This window comes from Streptomyces camponoticapitis (assembly GCF_014646115.1).
In the GTDB taxonomy this organism is placed as follows: Bacteria; Actinomycetota; Actinomycetes; order Streptomycetales; family Streptomycetaceae; genus Streptomyces; species Streptomyces camponoticapitis.
The window spans coordinates 57,928-72,626 of the sequence record NZ_BMMV01000018.1; the positions used below are offsets into that span (position 1 = coordinate 57,928).

The following is a 14,699-nucleotide window of genomic DNA, read 5'->3' on the forward strand; positions in this document are numbered from 1 at the left end:
CAGCGGTTGCCGCGCAGGGTGTGGCAGTACGTCTCCGGAGCTGCGGCAGGCGGGTCCGGACGACGAGGGGCGGGCGGGGCATGCGGTCCTGAGCCACAGGAGACCTCAGCGTCACCGGCCTCCTCCACCTCGGAGATTCCATGACCACATCGCCCGATGATGCGCACCCCGACTACACAACACTCGTCCGCGAGACCACAGGCGCCGCTCCGGCGCTGTCCCGGTCAGGCTCGGGTGCTCTGGGTGAGCACGGGTGGTAGCGGCGTGGGGCGGCTACTTCGGGTTGGGCTCGGCGAGGGTGTGGGCGACGAGGGCGTTGGCGTGGCCGTGGCCCAGGCCGTGTTCCGTTTTGAGCAGGGAGACGAGTTCCATGTGCTTCGTCAGGGGCGAGGAGCGGATGATCTCCTTCCACTCCGCGATCGGGCGGCCGTGCTTCTTCTCGATCGAGGGGAAGTAGCTGGCAGGGCCCTTCACGGTGTCAGTCATGGCGGCAGTTCCCATCCATTGGTGCGGAAAGATCTTGGGGTGTTCCATCTGCCTGTACGACCGGAGGCGGCCGGCGAAGTAATCGGCCGGCCGGGAGTGAGCTGCGCCACTGGCGATCCCTCGACCGCCGGGAGGCCCGCATACGCGACCCGCCCGGCGATCGAGGACCCGCTCAGGCCCCCGCCACGACCAGCGGTTCGCCGGAGGGGACGCCGTCGCGTTCCATCTCCTCGGCGATCTTCATCGCCTCCTCGATCAGGGTCTCGACGATCTTCGACTCGGGCACCGTCTTGATGACCTGGCCCTTCACGAAGATCTGGCCCTTGCCGTTGCCCGACGCCACACCCAGGTCCGCCTCCCGGGCCTCACCCGGACCGTTCACGACGCAGCCCATCACCGCCACCCGCAGCGGCACCTCCATGCCGTCCAGACCCGCGCTCACCTGGTCCGCCAGTTTGTAGACGTCCACCTGGGCGCGGCCGCAGGACGGGCAGGAGACGATCTCCAGACGGCGCTGCTTGAGATTGAGCGCCTCCAGGATCTGCAGGCCGACCTTGACCTCCTCGGCGGGCGGCGCCGAGAGAGAGACCCGGATCGTGTCCCCGATGCCCTCGCTGAGCAGCGCCCCGAACGCGACCGCCGACTTGATCGTCCCCTGGAACGCCGGACCGGCCTCCGTCACCCCGAGATGCAGCGGGTAGTCACTCCGGGCCGCCAACTGACGGTAGGCGTTGACCATCACCACCGGATCGTTGTGCTTCACCGAGATCTTGATGTCCCGGAAGCCGTGCTCCTCGAAGAGCGACGCCTCCCACAGGGCGGATTCCACCAGCGCTTCCGGCGTCGCCTTCCCGTACTTCCTCAGCAACCGCGCGTCCAGCGACCCCGCGTTCACGCCGATACGGATCGGAATGCCGGCCCCGGACGCCGCCTGCGCGATCTCCTTGACCTTGTCGTCGAACTGCTTGATGTTCCCCGGGTTCACCCGCACCGCCGCACACCCCGCGTCGATCGCCGCGAAGACATACTTCGGCTGGAAGTGAATGTCCGCGATCACCGGGATCTGCGACTTCCGCGCGATCGTCGCCAGCGCGTCCGCGTCGTCCTGCGTCGGGCACGCCACCCGCACGATCTGACACCCCGACGCCGTCAGCTCGGCGATCTGCTGCAACGTCGCCCCGATGTCCGACGTACGCGTCGTCGTCATCGACTGCACCGAAACCGGCGCATCCCCACCGACAGCCACCGAACCGACCTGGATCTGTCGGCTGACCCTCCGGTCGGCGAGCTTCGTCGGAACATCCGGCATGCCAAGCGCGATGGCGGTCATGAGGTGAGTGTCCTTCCAGAGATACCGGATACGGCTGACGCCGAGGGCGTCCGGGCGAGTACCTCCGCGGTGACGGCGTCGGCGGTCAGCCCGCAGTGGGCGAGGACCTGGGCGCGCGAGCCGTGGTCCAGGAACTCGCGCGGCAGCCCGAAGTTCCGTACCGGCGTGCCGATTCCGGCGTCTCCCAGGGCCTGCGCGAACGCGGCGCCCACGCCGCCGACCCGTCCGCTGTCCTCGATGGTGATCACCTGCTTGAAGTACGCGGCGGCCTTCACGAGCGTGGGGTTGACCGGCGCGATCCAGCGCGGGTCGACCACCGTCGCCCCGATGCCCGCGTCGCCGAGCCGCTCGGCGACCTCCAGCGCGAGCCGCGCCATCGGGCCCACCGAGACGATCAGCAGATCGCGGCCGGGCGCGTTGTGGAGCACGTCGAAGCCGTCGGTCGTGTCGATGGCGGGCATGTCCGCTCCGGTGGACCCCTTGGGGAAACGGAGCACCGTCGGCCCCTGGTCCCAGGAGACCGCCTCGCGGAGCAGTTCACGCAGTCGCGTACCGTCGCGCGGCGCGGCGATACGGATTCCGGGTACGGCCTGGAAGAGCGTCAGGTCCCACATGCCGTTGTGGCTGGCGCCGTCGTCGCCGGTCACGCCCGCGCGGTCCATCACCAGTGTGACGGGGGCGTTGTGCAGGGCGATGTCGGTGACCATCTGGTCGATCATGCGGTTGCCGAAGGTGGCGTAGATGGCCAGCACCGGGTGCATCCCGCCGAGCACCAGGCCGGCGGCGGCCGCCGCGGCGTGCTGCTCGGCGATCCCCACGTCGACCGTACGCGCGGGGAACTCCCGCTGGAACTCCAGCAGTCCGACCGGTTCCGCCATCGCCGCCGTGATCGCCACGACATCGGAACGTGCCGCCCCGATCCGTACCATCTCGTCGGAGAAGACCGACGTCCAGGCGGGAGCGGCGCCGGGAGCGGGCGCCGACGTCGGCGTCGCCCGTACGACATGGCACCGGTCCAGCTCGTTCGTCTCGGCCGTCTCCCAGCCGCGCCCCTTCTCCGTCACGACATGCACGACGACCGGTCCGCCCAGGGCCCTCGCGCGGCCCAACGCGTCCTCGACGGCGGCGATGTCGTGCCCGTCGACAGGACCGACGTAGCCGAACCCGAACTCCTCGAACACGTTCCCGCCGGGCGTCCCGCCGTCGTCCTTCGCCGCCCGCAGCCGCCCGAGGTGCGCCGCGAGGCCGCCCACGGTCGGCGCGTAGGAGCGCTCGTTGTCGTTCAGGACCACGATCACCGGCCGCCGCGGCGCGCCGCCCAGGTTGTTCAGTCCCTCCCAGGCGAGGCCGCCGGTCAGTGACCCGTCCCCGATGACGGCGACCACCGCGCGGTCCGTCTCGCCGCTCAGCTCCCGGGCGCGGGCGAGCCCGTCCGCGTAGCCGAGCACCGTGGACGCGTGCGAGTTCTCGATCACGTCGTGCTCCGACTCGGCGCGCGAGGCGTAACCGGACAGGCCGTCGCGCGTCCGCAGACCGCCGAACGCGGCGCGCCGGCCGGTCAGCAGTTTCTGGACGTACGTCTGGTGGCCGATGTCCCAGAGCAGTGTGTCCCTGGGCGAGTCGAAGACCCGGTGCAGCGCGATGGTCAGCTCGACCACGCCGAGGTTGGGCCCGAGGTGGCCGCCGGAGCGGCACACCGCTTCGATCATCAACTCCCTTATTTCCGATGACAGTTGGTCAAGCTGTGGGTGTGAGAGTCCGCGGAGGTCGCGGGGAGCCGCGATCTCGTCGAGCAGTGCCATGACTGAATCCTCCATGTCCGACGTGTCCGTGCGACGGTGGTACGGATCCGTCACGGCCGGCCCGGGCCCTGGTCGCCGTCCGTGGACGGCGGCGGGCGGAAGCTGACCTGCGAGCCGGGCCGCAGCCCGGCCTCGGGACCGGTGAGCGTCCAGGCGGTGTGGATCAGTACGTTGTAGTGGTTGGGGAAGTGGCAGGCGTCGAAGCCCAGGAGGGTGCCCATGGGCACCCCGTCGACGAGGACGATGTCGCCCCGGTCCAGCACCCCGGCCACCGAGATCTCCACGAATCCGAGGAAGCCCACCCGGTCGATACGGGCGCCCTCCTCGGTCTCCAGCTGATCGGTGGTGACAAGTTCGTGCAGTTCGCCTTGGCGTACGCAGCGGGAGGCGAATTCCTCCATGCGCATCCCGCGGTCCGCGCGGCGGTGCAGCAGCACCTTGACCACCTCGGCGGTGACCGTGCGTTTGGCGCCGTTCTCCGGGCTCGGCGCGAGGGCCCGGGGGCTGTCCGCCGTCCCTGCGGAGGCCGGGGGGCCGTCCGCCGTTCTGTTCGGCATCAGACCACCTCCGCCCGCTCCGTGCCGTACGTCGCGTCGACCAGCTCCAGCATCGCCAGCCCGGCGCGGGAGGCGTCCGTGCCGCTCCGTATCGCCTCCTCGAACTCCCGGAGCACACCCACGTATTCATGCTTCAGCGAGCTCTTGAACGCGTGGTGTCCGGCGAGCATGTCGGCGTGGTGCTCGGTGCCGTCCTTCAGCCGTACGGTGACGTCCTTCGCCTCGCCGCGCGGATACGACCAGTCCAGCTCCACCGTGGCCGGCACCCCGGCGGCGGAGCGCAGCCCCACCCGCGCCTGCCGGTCGACGCCCGCTTCGTCGCGTACGACCTCGGCGGACTCGACCGTCAGCTCGCCGAGGAACAGCCGCACCACGTCGAAGGCGTTGGGGCCGTTGTCGGCGACACAGCCGCCGCCGCAGCGGTCCGGGTCGAGGTACCACCGGTCCTGGCCGACGTGCTCCTCGATCTTCTCCAGGTAGCGGACCGTCACCGACTCCACGGCCGCCGGGCCGGGCAGCGAACGCAGCAGCCCGAGCACGTTGTCGTTGTAGCGCCGGTGGAACGCGGTGAACAGCACCGCCCCGCCGCCCAACGCCAGTTCGGTCAGCGCGCGGCCCTCCGCCAGGTCCAGCGCGAGCGGCTTCTCCACGCAGACCGCGACACCCGCGTCGAGCGCGTCGCGGCAGACAGCCGCGTGCGCGTCGTTGGGCACGTTGACCACGATCGCGTCGAGTCCGGCCTCGGCCAGCATCCGCCGGTGGTCCCGGTAGCTGGGCAGCCCGGCCGCGCGATGCGGGGCCAGCGCCTCCTCGCGCAGGTCGCAGACCGCGACCAGGTCGAGCGTGGGCAGGCCGGGGAAGGCGTCGAGGTAGAACCGGGAGATGACCCCGAGCCCCACCACGCCTGTCCGCAGGGGTTTCATTGTGTGTGTCCTCCTTGGAAACGCTCGGCGATGCCAGGGGTTTGCGGGGGGTGTACGTACGTCAGCCGGTCACCGCTCCAGCGCCGTCGGCGCCGGCAGGCCCCGTTCCGCCGCCACCGCCACCAGCTCCTCGAACAGGGCGGCCGACAGCGGTACTCCGCTCTTTCCGTGCTCCGTGGCGCGCTCTGCCTCGAACCAGCCCGGGTAGCGCACCGGTCGGTCCTCGTGCAGGGCGGGGGAGCCGGTCAGCGCGTCGAACATCCCCGCCGTCTGCGCCTCGAAGTCCTCCCGGGGACGCAGCTCCGCCGGTGCCACGACCAGCACGGTGAACCCGATGTTGTCGTCCTGGCCGCTGGGGCCGCCCCCGCCCGTCCATGCCTCGGGCGCGGGACCGAGCCCGGCGCCCGGCAGGACCGCGCCGAGGACTTCGACCAGCAGCCCGAGCCCGTATCCCTTGAACGCGCCGGTGGCCGGATCACCGCCCAGCCACTTCAGATAGCCGTCGCCCCGGTCCAGCGCGTGGGGGTCGGTCACCGGGCGGCCGTCCCCGTCCTCCAGCCAGCCCTCCGGGATCGGCTCTCCCGCCCGTGCCGCGGCCCGGACGCGCCCGGTCGGGACGACGGTGGTGCTCATGTCGAGCACGAGCGGCGGGCGCGGACCGGCGGGCGCGGCGAACGCGAGCGGGTTGGTGCCGAGCAGGGCGGCCACCCCGCCGGGCGGCCGGATGATGCGCTGCTGACCGCAGTTGGAGACCAGCAGACAGATCATCCCGCGGTCCGCCGCGCGCTTGGCGTGCGCGCCCGCGCAGCCCAGGTGCGTGGCGTCGCGTACGGAGACGAGCCCGACGCCGTACCGGAGGGCGCGTTCCGCCGCCAGGTCCACGGCCTCGCTCGCCGACCAGAGGCCGAGCGCGCGGTGGGCGTCGAGCAGCACGGCCGCGCCCCGGTCGGCCAGCACCTCGGGCTCGGCGGCGGGGTCGCAGCGGCCGTCCTCGAAGAGCTTCAGATAGAGGCGGGTGAGGTTGGTCAGGCCGTGCGAGGTGATGCCGGTCAGGTCGCCGTGGACCAGGGCGTGCGCGGCGGTCAGGGCCCGCTCGACGGGCAGACCGTGGTGCCGGAACACGGCGGCGGTGAACTCCACCAGCCCGGTGTGGCCGACCCGTATGGAGGTGGTGGTGGCAGTGGTCGTCGTCATAGGTCAGTTCCCCTGGTCGAGCCGGTCGCGTGCGAAGGCGATGAGCAGGCGCGCGATGTGCCGCGCGTATTGGTCGAGGTCGGCGAGGTCGGCGAACTCCCCCTCGGCGTGGGCCTGGTTCGCGCCGAGGTCGCCGGGGCCGAAGACCACGGTCGAGGTGCCGGGCAGGCCGGCCAGCCAGATCGCGTCGCAGGTGAAGGCGGGCAGATCGGCGGGCCAGGGGGCGAGCCCGGCCCGGTCGAGCAGCAGCTCCCCGACCCACGCGTCGTCGCCGTACAGCGCGGGCAGTCCGCGCTTGAGCCAGTCCAGATGGGTCACGCGCGCGGCGTCGCGGGCCGTGGTGGCGAAGGTCGGGCTGTCGGCGAAGCGTTCGCGGAACCGCTCCACCCCGGTCCGCAGCACGTCGTCCACCGCGGCTTCCAGCTTGCGGCCCGTGTCCTCGGAGCCGTACGACAGATTGATCAGCAACTGCCCGGTGCCGTAGACCTTGTTGTGCATCGAGCCGGTGTTCAGGCCGGCGACGCAGACCTGTCCGTCGACGGCGTACGGGGGCAGTTCCGTGGCGAGGTGCTGGGCGAGATAGCCCAGGAGCACCGTGGCGTTGTGGCCCGCGCCCGGCTCGTCGTCGATGCCGTCGCGGCCGTCGACGCGCAGGCGGGCGGTCATGGAGGCGGTGGCCCTGCTCAGTACGCGAGAGCCCGTCGGCTCGCAGAACACGTTGAGCCGTCCCACGTACCCCTGCTCGACCAGCGGCTTGGTGCCGAACACGCCCATGGCGCCGCCCTCTTCGCCCGCGACGAGCTGGATCAGCACGCCCACCTCGGTGCCGAGGGCGGGGGAGGCTCCGAGGGCGGCCCGCAGCCCGGCGAGCAGTCCGACGGCGGGGCCCTTGGCGTCGATGGAACCCCGGCCGTGGAACCGCGATCCGCCGAAGGAGACGGGGCCGCCGCCCGCGACGGTGTCCAGGTGCACGTTGAACATCACCGTGGCGGCGCGGGGCAGTTCGGGGCCGAGCCGCAGGACCATGTTCGGCTGGCGGTCGAGGAAGCCGGGCATCGTGTCGGCGGCCTGGCGCACCGCCTGCGGTACATCCGCGCCGGTGAGCGCGTCGGGCCCGGCGGGGGCGTGGTGGACGACCCGGAAGCCGAGTTTGGCCGCCGCGTCCGCGTACGCGCTCTGCGCCTCCCAGAGCTCCACCGGCTCCGCGCCGCCGGTCTCCAGAGGGCCCGCGGTGCGCAGGGCGAGCAGGTGCAGGAGCAGTTCCCGGTCGGAGTCGGTCAGCCCGACGGCGGGGCACGGGCTGATCTGGCGGGGTCGCTGGGCGTAGGTCATCCGGGTCCTCCCCTCGTGATTCCTGAGCTGGTCGTGGTGTTCGGGCGGTGCGGCGGTCAGTTGCCTCCGGCCGGCTCGTGCACGAGCTTTTCGAGGCGCTGCCCGTACGCCACGAACTCGTCCACGTAGTCCCCGGACGGGTCCGACCACCCCTCGTGCGGACGGATGTTGATGTGCGGCTCGATCGAGACGGCGCCGGAGTAGCCCTGGCCGTACAGCAGCCGCAGCGAGTCCGCGACCCGGCAGTCCCCGTCGCCGGGGAGCGAGTAGAACTGCGCGTTCGTGTCGCCCGTACCGTCCTTCACATGCACATGGGCGACGTACGGCGCGATGTGCGGGAGCAGGTCGTACGCCTCGTAGCCGTACGCGATGCCGTTGCCGACGTCGAAGAGCAGCCGTAGCGCGGGGCTGCCGGCCGCCTCCAGGAGGCGCAGCATGCGGGCCGGGTCGGTGGCGGCCCAGCCCGCGCAGTTCTCGTGCACCAGCACCAGCCCCGTGTCCTCGGCGCGGGCCGCGAGCCGCCGCACCCGGTTGAGCACCTCGCGCTCCCAATCGCCTTCGGAGAGACCGGCGTTGGGGTACGACATGATGCGCACCAGGCGGGTGCCGAGCCGGTCGCACCGGCCGGCGAGCCGGTCCAGCTCGGTCAGGTCGTCGGCGAACGGGGAGACGACCGTACGGGCCCAGTTGCCGATCCGGGAGTCGACGCAGGAGACCCCGAGACCGGCGTCGGCGACTCGGCCGGCCACCCGGTCGAACGCCGCGTCGTCGAGATCGGCGAGCGGGACGCCGTCGACCGAGCGCAGCTCGATGCTGTCCCAGCCGAGCCGTCGCACCGCCTCGATCTGGCGGTCGAGACCGGGCGCGGCCTCGTCGCCGATCCCGCTGAGCCGGATGCCGTTGGGCCGATCGCCGTGGGGCCGGAAGCCGGGGAGCCGCCCCTCGGACGGGCCGATGCCGGTGGGCCGGCCCACCGCCGCCCTGTCGTCAGCCGTCATGCCCGGCCCCGCCCCCGAGCGCGGTGGAGACGCCGGTCAGCGGCGGGCGGGCGGCCGGCGAGTCCGCGCGGTCCTGCCGCCTGGTGGCCAACAGGCAGGCGTCCTGGAGCAGTTGGACCACCCTTCGGGCGATCGCGTAGTCGTCCCAGCCGGCCGAGCCGCCCGACCGGTCCGCGTCCGCCCGGTAGTCGCGATAGGCCTGGTCGACATAGCTGGTGAGCGCGTCGTCGAAGAGGAGCCGGGGAGTCGCCGTGCCGCCGACCGCGTCGTCGTGGACGGTCAGGGTGGCGTGGTGGTCGGCGTCGCTGATCGGGTAGTGGCCGACGACATGACCGGTGTCGAACCGCAGCCCGATCCGGCGCTCCCGGACGGGCGAGGCGAGGTCGGAGACGATCTCCGTGGTGACGCCGTTGTGGTGCCTGAGCGCCAGCCGGGCGCTGCCCATGTCGGGGATGACCGTGTCGCCGATCCGCATGTCCGTCAGTTCGGCGTCCACGACCCGGGCGTCCCCCGCGAGCAGCAGGGCGACACCGAGGGAGTGCGGCAGCTCGACGTCGAAGGCGGTGGTGTGGTTGTCGGAGCGCAGGGTGCGCGTCCACCGCGGCTTGAACTGGGTGAAGGTCATCGAGCGCAGCTCGCCCAGCGCGCCGTACCGCGTCAGCGCCCCCAGCTCCCGGGTGAGCGAGCTGGCCAGCCACGGGGAGACGACCCGCAGCCGCAGACCCCGCACCCGCGCCAGCATGTCGATGGCCTCCATACCCGCGATGCCGACGGCCATCGGCTTCTCCACCACGATGCGGGTGTAGCCGAGGTCGGCCAGCCGCTGGAGCGTGCTGAACCGGTCGGCCGGCGGGGTGCAGAGATGGACGACCGTGGTCTCGGGGTCCGCGAGCGTGGCGGCGTGGGCCGGCGAGTCGGCCGGTACGAGCCCCTCGGCCAGGGCCTGTTCGCGGATGTCCTGGACGTCCCAGACCACCGGCGGGTCAGGCGACCACAGGCCGGACGGGTCCGGCAGGGCGCGCAGTTTGCGCAGCACCGGCCAGTGCAGTCCGAGGCCGGCTCGCCCGCCGCCGACGATGAACGTGTTCAGCATGACGTGACCTTCGCTCTTGAGGAGATCCAGGGCGTGTTCAGAAGTGGCGTCGTCCCGCCGGGAGGCAGCGGGCCCGGATCAGTGGTCCCGGTAGGCCACGGACGTGGCCATGTCGGCGAGTTCGCGCTTCCACTCCTCGCTGATGGGGGCGGCCGACAGCGCGTCGTGCGCCTGGACCACCAACTCGTCGATACGGCGCCCCACTTCGGCGCGTACGCCACTGCTCGTCAGCGCCTCGGCGAGGGCCGCGCCGTCCCACTCGGCGGCCTGGACCAGCTCCCCGACGCGGGCGTCGCGCAGCGCCGCGAGGCTCACCAGCAGCGTCATCTTGTGCTGTTCGGCGTCGAGACCGACGGGCTTGCCGACCGCCTCGGCGTCGCCGTAGGTGTCGATGAGGTCGTCCCGCAGCTGGAACGCCTCGCCGAGCGCGGTGCCGTACGCCTCGAAGGCGGCGGCCGACGTGGAGTCGCCCGCGATGGCCGCGCCGAGTTCCAGCGGACGGTGGATGCTGTAGTGGCCGGACTTGGCGTTGGCGATGTACCGGGCGAGCTTCGGGTCCGGGAGGGACTCGGCCGCCACGGTGACATCGAGATGCTGGCCGATGATCATCTCGCTGACGAGCCGGCCCCAGACCAGCCTGGCCCCGGCGGGCAGCTCCTGGATGAGCTGCCCCGCGTACGAGAAGGCCAGGTCGCCCGCGAGTACGGCGATGCCCTCGCCGTACCGGCGGGCCTCACCCTGCCAGCCCCGTGCCCGGTGCCGCTCGATGTGCCGGACATGCACGGTGGGCGCGCCACGGCGCAGGTCGGAGTCGTCGATGACGTCGTCGTGGATCAGCGCGAACGCGTGCAGCATCTCGATGGCCGCCGCCGCGTCCACCACGCGGGGGTCGGACAACTCGCCGCCCGCCGCGAGGAATCCGGCCGCGCAGAACGCGGGCCGCAGCCGTTTGCCGCCGGCGCGGATCAGCTCGCCGATGGCGTCGACGGGGACCGCGGCCCGCGGGTCGACCGCCGCCCACCGGGAGCGCTCCGCGCCGAGCAGGGCGTCGAGCCGCTCCTCGGTGCGGTCCAGGACGGCCGCGCGGGACTGCGCGGCGAGGCCCCCGAGGTGTCCGACGGCCGGTGCGGGCGGTGAGACGGTCATGAGCGTTTCTCCTGTCGTGTCGGCGGATCTGGTCCTTGGGACGGGCCCGTGCCTTTCGGGCGTACGGCTCCGAGGCCCGGGGCCCCGGGCTCGCGGCGCCGGCTCCGGTTCGTACGCGGCGCGATTCCGGTGGATCCGGCTGCTGCCCCGTGTCCGGACGGGTCAGGCGGACGGACGCGCCTGGTTGAGGCCCGACGGCAGCTGGAAGACGACGTCCTCCTTGGTGGTGACGGACAGCTCCACGTCGTGGTAGCCCAACTGGTCGAGGCGCTCCAGCAGTTGGTCGACGAGCAGCTCGGGCGCGCTGGCGCCGGCGCTCACACCGATCGTCCGCACCCCCTCCAGCCAGCTCGTGTCGAGCTCCGTGACGTCCGGCACCAGATAGGCGGCGGTCCCTTCGAGGAGGGCCACCTCCACCATCCGCACCGAGTTGCTGGAGTTGCGGGACCCGACGACCAGGACGAGATCGCTGCGTACGGCGATCTCCTTCACCGCGACCTGCCGGTTGGTGCTCGCGTAGCAGATGTCGCCGTCCGCCGGGCTGCGCAGATCGTCGAAGCGCTCGCCCAGGGCGGCGACGATGCCCTCGGTCTCGTCCATCGAGAGCGTGGTCTGGGTGAGCACCGCCACCGGGGTGTCGCGGGGCAGGTCGAGCTCCCGCGCGCTCTCGACGCTCTCCACGATCACCGTACGGTCGGGGGCCTCGCCGTACGTGCCCTCGACCTCCTCGTGGTCGGCGTGGCCCACCAGCAGCAGGGTGCGGCCGTCGCGGGCGTAGCGCCGTGCCTCCTGGTGGACCTTCGACACCAGCGGGCAGGTCGCGTCGATGGTGTCGAGCCGGCGGGATTTCGCGTTCTCGCGGACCGCCGGGGCCACTCCGTGCGCGGAGAAGACACAGACCGCGCCCGGCGGTACGTCCGCCTCGGAGTCCACGAAGATCGCACCGCGTCGTTTCAGCACCCCCACCACGTAGTGGTTGTGCACGATCTCCTTCCTCACATAGACGGGAGCGCCGTGCACCTCCAATGCCTTCTCGACGATTTCTATCGCCCGGCGTACCCCCGCACAGAATCCGCGTGGTTCGGCGAGGATCACTTTCTTGTCGGTCACGACTGGAAACTCCTGTCGGTCCGTGGAATTGGGCTTCACCGTCCTTCACACCGCAGAGGCAAGTCAAGGTTTTCCGGACCGGCAATAAGTGAGCACCCGGGTAATAGGCAGGGTCCTGCACGCGCTTGCCTGTGACTTCACCTGGATTTGTCAATGAGTTGCCGGGTGATTGCTATCGAAGGGGTGTCGGCGTGCGGTCTACGTTCTGTCGGACGTAACAAGCGTTCACGAATCGCACCGCGGTGAACTGCGGGGAACTGTCGATAACCACCGAGTTCCGCCGGACTGCCAACCGCCAGACGACTGGAGTGAAATGGACAGCAAGGCGATGCCGGCCCCGGCGAGCACCGTCCCGTTCTTCACACAGGCGGAATCCTTCGAGCGGCTGTGGCCCCGCCTGAGCGCGTATCTCGACGAGGTGTGCGAGTCGGGGACGTACTCCAACGGGCCGAAGACGGCCGAGCTGGAGGCCGCCCTGCGCGTCTACACCGGTGCGCGGCACGCGATCGCCGTCGGCAACGGCACCGACGCGCTCGTCCTGCTGCTGCGCGCGGCGGGGATCGGACCCGGCGACGAGGTGATCGTGCCGGCCTTCAGCTTCTTCGCGTCCGCCAGTTCGGTGGCGCTGGCCGGGGCGGTCCCGGTGTTCGTCGACATCGACCCGCTCACCTACAACCTCGACCCGGCCGTCCTCGAAGCGGCGGTCACGCCGCGCACCAAGGCCGTCATGCCGGTGCACCTGTTCTGCCAGCCCGCCGACATGACGCCGCTGCTCGCCATGGCAGAGCGGCACGGTCTGCTCGTCCTGGAGGACAGCGCCGAGGGCATCGGGATGCGGCTGAACGGCCGCCACACCGGCCTGATCGGGGCGGGCGGCGTGCTGTCGTTCTTCCCCACCAAGACGCTGGGCGCGCTCGGTGACGCGGGCATGGTGCTGACCGACGACGACGCCCTCGCCGGCGCCGTCCAGCGGCTGCGCGACCACGGCCGGCCCGCGCTGCCCGCACCGCAGGCGCCGCCCGCCGCACCCGTGCCCCGCGCGGAGTACGCGCGGCAGGGTGAACTGGCCGGCACCAACAGCAAGATGGACGAGCTCCAGGCCGCCGCCCTGCTGACCAGACTGACCACGCTGGACGACGACATCCGCCGCCGCGCCGTGCTCGCCGACGCGTACACCCGCCGGTTGCGCGACATCCCCGGTGTCCGCCGGCTCCCTACGGTCGTGGACCGCGGCGAGCCGGTGGATCCCGTCTTCTACGTCTATCTGATCGAGACCGACCGGCGTGACGCCCTCGTCTGGTACCTCGCGGCGGCCGGTATCGGCACCGAGACGTACTACCCGCTGCCGCTGCATCTCCAGCCGTGCTTCGCCCGTCTCGGCCACCGCGAGGGGGACTTCCCGCACGCCGAGGCGGCCAGTGGGCGCACCGTCGCCCTGCCCCTGTATCCGGAGCTGACCCTCGCCCAGCTCGGCCAGGTGTGCGACGCGGTCCGGTCCTTCTTCACCGGGAGTACGTCATGACCACCGAGACTGCCCGGCCCGCCCCGGCCCGGTCCACCGCCCCCGCCTCCGACGACACCGCCGTCCCCTACGCGCACACCCGGCTCCCCGACGCCGAGCGCGAGCTGCTGCGCGAGGTGCTGTACGAGGTCGGCACCGACCCCGAGCAGAAGTTCATCCTCGGCCGCCGCACCGCCGAACTGGAGCGGCGGCTGGCCGACCGCGCGGGCGTGTGCGACGCCGTCGCCTGCGCCAGCGGGACCGGCGCGCTGACCCTCGCCCTGCGCGCCGTCGGCGTCGCCCCGGGCGACGAGGTGATCGTGCCCGCCTTCGGCGCCGAGCCGCTGGCCGCGACGGTGCTCGGTCTCGGCGCCGTGCCGGTCTTCGCCGACGTCGATCCGGTGACGATGGTCATGGACCCGGCCGACGCGGAGAGCCGCGTGACGGAGCGCACCCGCGCCGTCGTTCCCGCGCACACCTTCACGGCGATGGCCGACATGCCCGCGATCCTGGCCTTCGCGCGGCGACGCGGGATCGCGGTCGTCGAGGACGCGGCGGTGGCCCAGGGCGCGACCCTGGGCGGCCGGGCGGCCGGTACCTGGGGGGACGTGGGGCTCTACTCGTTCTTCCCGGTCAAGCCGTTCGGGATGCCGGGCGAAGGCGCGGTCGTCCTCTCCGACGACGCCGAACTGGCCTCGCTCGTGCGGCGGTTGCGCAACCACGGCCAGGACGGGGTGCGGCGCTTCGTGCACCACGAGGTCGGGTACAACAGCCGCTTCGACGAGGTGCTCGCCGGCTTCCAGCTCGCCCGGCTGCACCGCGCGGACGGCATGGTCGCCCGGCGCGCCGCCATCGCCGAGCAGTACAACGCGCGCTTCGCCGCGCTGCGCGAGCGCGGGCTGCTCGCGCCCGCACCGGGCGCCGACGGCCGGTGCCACTACGTCTACGCCGTACAGACCGTCTGCCGGGACTCGCTGGCCGCGCACCTCGCCGCGCACGGCATCGGCAGCCGCGTCTACTACCCCGTCCCGCTGCCACGACTTGCCGCCTTCGCCGCTTACGCGGGGGAGGGCGCGCGAGCACGGCGTCCCGGCGCCGAACTCGCGAGCGCGCGGCACCTCGCGCTGCCGCTCCACCTGAATCTGACGGACCGTCAAGTCGCGCGTACGGCCGATGTGGTCGGCGCGTTCTTCGACTGACGGCCGCGCCACGCACAGCGGAATCAGC

13 protein-coding genes are annotated in these 14,699 nt (G+C 72.0%); 2 read left to right on the top strand and 11 right to left on the bottom strand.

What is annotated here, in order from left to right; translation table 11 throughout:
• Positions 1–273 precede the first annotated feature (273 nt).
• The 11 genes from IEY79_RS24845 to IEY79_RS24895 all read right to left on the bottom strand — a co-directional run bounded on the left by IEY79_RS24845 (position 274) and on the right by IEY79_RS24895 (position 11,971).
• Positions 274–486 (bottom strand): DUF4287 domain-containing protein, encoded by a 213-nt coding sequence (locus tag IEY79_RS24845; protein WP_189109812.1) that lies wholly within the window; start codon positions 484–486, stop codon positions 274–276.
• A gap of 172 nt (positions 487–658) precedes the next feature.
• On the bottom strand, positions 659–1,816 hold the full coding sequence (gene ispG / locus IEY79_RS24850) for a flavodoxin-dependent (E)-4-hydroxy-3-methylbut-2-enyl-diphosphate synthase (RefSeq protein WP_189109813.1): 1,158 nt from the start codon (positions 1,814–1,816) through the stop codon (positions 659–661).
• Positions 1,813–3,618 carry a 1-deoxy-D-xylulose-5-phosphate synthase gene (locus IEY79_RS24855; RefSeq protein ID WP_189109814.1) on the bottom strand — a complete coding sequence of 602 codons (1,806 nt, stop codon included), beginning with the start codon at positions 3,616–3,618 and terminating at the stop codon, positions 1,813–1,815. The genes ispG and IEY79_RS24855 overlap by 4 nt, the downstream gene beginning before the upstream one ends.
• 50 nt (positions 3,619–3,668) lie before the next feature.
• Entirely contained in the window at positions 3,669–4,175 is a 507-nt protein-coding gene (locus IEY79_RS24860) for a DUF6917 domain-containing protein (protein ID WP_229701099.1), read from the bottom strand.
• A complete protein-coding gene (locus IEY79_RS24865) occupies positions 4,175–5,098 on the bottom strand; it encodes a Gfo/Idh/MocA family protein (protein WP_189109815.1) in 924 nt (307 codons plus the stop codon). The genes IEY79_RS24860 and IEY79_RS24865 overlap by 1 nt, the downstream gene beginning before the upstream one ends.
• A gap of 69 nt (positions 5,099–5,167) precedes the next feature.
• Positions 5,168–6,292, bottom strand: coding sequence for an Ldh family oxidoreductase (locus IEY79_RS24870; protein ID WP_189109816.1), 1,125 nt, complete (start codon positions 6,290–6,292; stop codon positions 5,168–5,170).
• A gap of 3 nt (positions 6,293–6,295) precedes the next feature.
• Positions 6,296–7,624 carry a M20/M25/M40 family metallo-hydrolase gene (locus IEY79_RS24875; protein ID WP_189109817.1) on the bottom strand — a complete coding sequence of 443 codons (1,329 nt, stop codon included), beginning with the start codon at positions 7,622–7,624 and terminating at the stop codon, positions 6,296–6,298.
• Between the two features lie 56 nt (positions 7,625–7,680).
• Positions 7,681–8,622 (bottom strand): sugar phosphate isomerase/epimerase family protein, encoded by a 942-nt coding sequence (locus IEY79_RS24880; protein ID WP_189109818.1) that lies wholly within the window; start codon positions 8,620–8,622, stop codon positions 7,681–7,683.
• On the bottom strand, positions 8,612–9,715 hold the full coding sequence (locus IEY79_RS24885; protein WP_189109819.1) for a Gfo/Idh/MocA family oxidoreductase: 1,104 nt from the start codon (positions 9,713–9,715) through the stop codon (positions 8,612–8,614). The genes IEY79_RS24880 and IEY79_RS24885 overlap by 11 nt, the downstream gene beginning before the upstream one ends.
• 78 nt (positions 9,716–9,793) lie before the next feature.
• The gene (locus IEY79_RS24890; protein WP_189109820.1) at positions 9,794–10,861 is read right to left on the bottom strand and encodes a polyprenyl synthetase family protein; all 1,068 of its coding nucleotides are present in this window, start codon (positions 10,859–10,861) and stop codon (positions 9,794–9,796) included.
• Positions 10,862–11,023: 162 nt separating this feature from the next.
• A complete protein-coding gene (locus tag IEY79_RS24895) occupies positions 11,024–11,971 on the bottom strand; it encodes a 4-hydroxy-3-methylbut-2-enyl diphosphate reductase (protein ID WP_189109821.1) in 948 nt (315 codons plus the stop codon).
• A 313-nt stretch (positions 11,972–12,284) separates the two neighbouring features.
• On the opposite strand from IEY79_RS24895, the gene IEY79_RS24900 reads away from it, so the two are divergent.
• Positions 12,285–13,493 (top strand): DegT/DnrJ/EryC1/StrS family aminotransferase, encoded by a 1,209-nt coding sequence (locus tag IEY79_RS24900; protein WP_189109822.1) that lies wholly within the window; start codon positions 12,285–12,287, stop codon positions 13,491–13,493.
• A complete protein-coding gene (locus tag IEY79_RS24905; RefSeq protein ID WP_189109823.1) occupies positions 13,490–14,671 on the top strand; it encodes a DegT/DnrJ/EryC1/StrS family aminotransferase in 1,182 nt (393 codons plus the stop codon). Before IEY79_RS24900 ends, IEY79_RS24905 begins: the two co-directional genes overlap by 4 nt.
• Positions 14,672–14,699 lie beyond the last annotated feature (28 nt).

Coding starts and splice junctions, on each gene's coding strand:
- IEY79_RS24845 (WP_189109812.1), bottom strand. CDS start 486: ATGACTGACACCGTGAAGGGCCCTGCCAGCTACTTCCCCTCGATCGAG.
- ispG (WP_189109813.1), bottom strand. CDS start 1,816: ATGACCGCCATCGCGCTTGGCATGCCGGATGTTCCGACGAAGCTCGCC.
- IEY79_RS24855 (WP_189109814.1), bottom strand. CDS start 3,618: ATGGCACTGCTCGACGAGATCGCGGCTCCCCGCGACCTCCGCGGACTC.
- IEY79_RS24860 (WP_229701099.1), bottom strand. CDS start 4,175: ATGCCGAACAGAACGGCGGACGGCCCCCCGGCCTCCGCAGGGACGGCG.
- IEY79_RS24865 (WP_189109815.1), bottom strand. CDS start 5,098: ATGAAACCCCTGCGGACAGGCGTGGTGGGGCTCGGGGTCATCTCCCGG.
- IEY79_RS24870 (WP_189109816.1), bottom strand. CDS start 6,292: ATGACGACGACCACTGCCACCACCACCTCCATACGGGTCGGCCACACC.
- IEY79_RS24875 (WP_189109817.1), bottom strand. CDS start 7,624: ATGACCTACGCCCAGCGACCCCGCCAGATCAGCCCGTGCCCCGCCGTC.
- IEY79_RS24880 (WP_189109818.1), bottom strand. CDS start 8,622: ATGACGGCTGACGACAGGGCGGCGGTGGGCCGGCCCACCGGCATCGGC.
- IEY79_RS24885 (WP_189109819.1), bottom strand. CDS start 9,715: ATGCTGAACACGTTCATCGTCGGCGGCGGGCGAGCCGGCCTCGGACTG.
- IEY79_RS24890 (WP_189109820.1), bottom strand. CDS start 10,861: ATGACCGTCTCACCGCCCGCACCGGCCGTCGGACACCTCGGGGGCCTC.
- IEY79_RS24900 (WP_189109822.1), top strand. CDS start 12,285: ATGGACAGCAAGGCGATGCCGGCCCCGGCGAGCACCGTCCCGTTCTTC.
- IEY79_RS24905 (WP_189109823.1), top strand. CDS start 13,490: ATGACCACCGAGACTGCCCGGCCCGCCCCGGCCCGGTCCACCGCCCCC.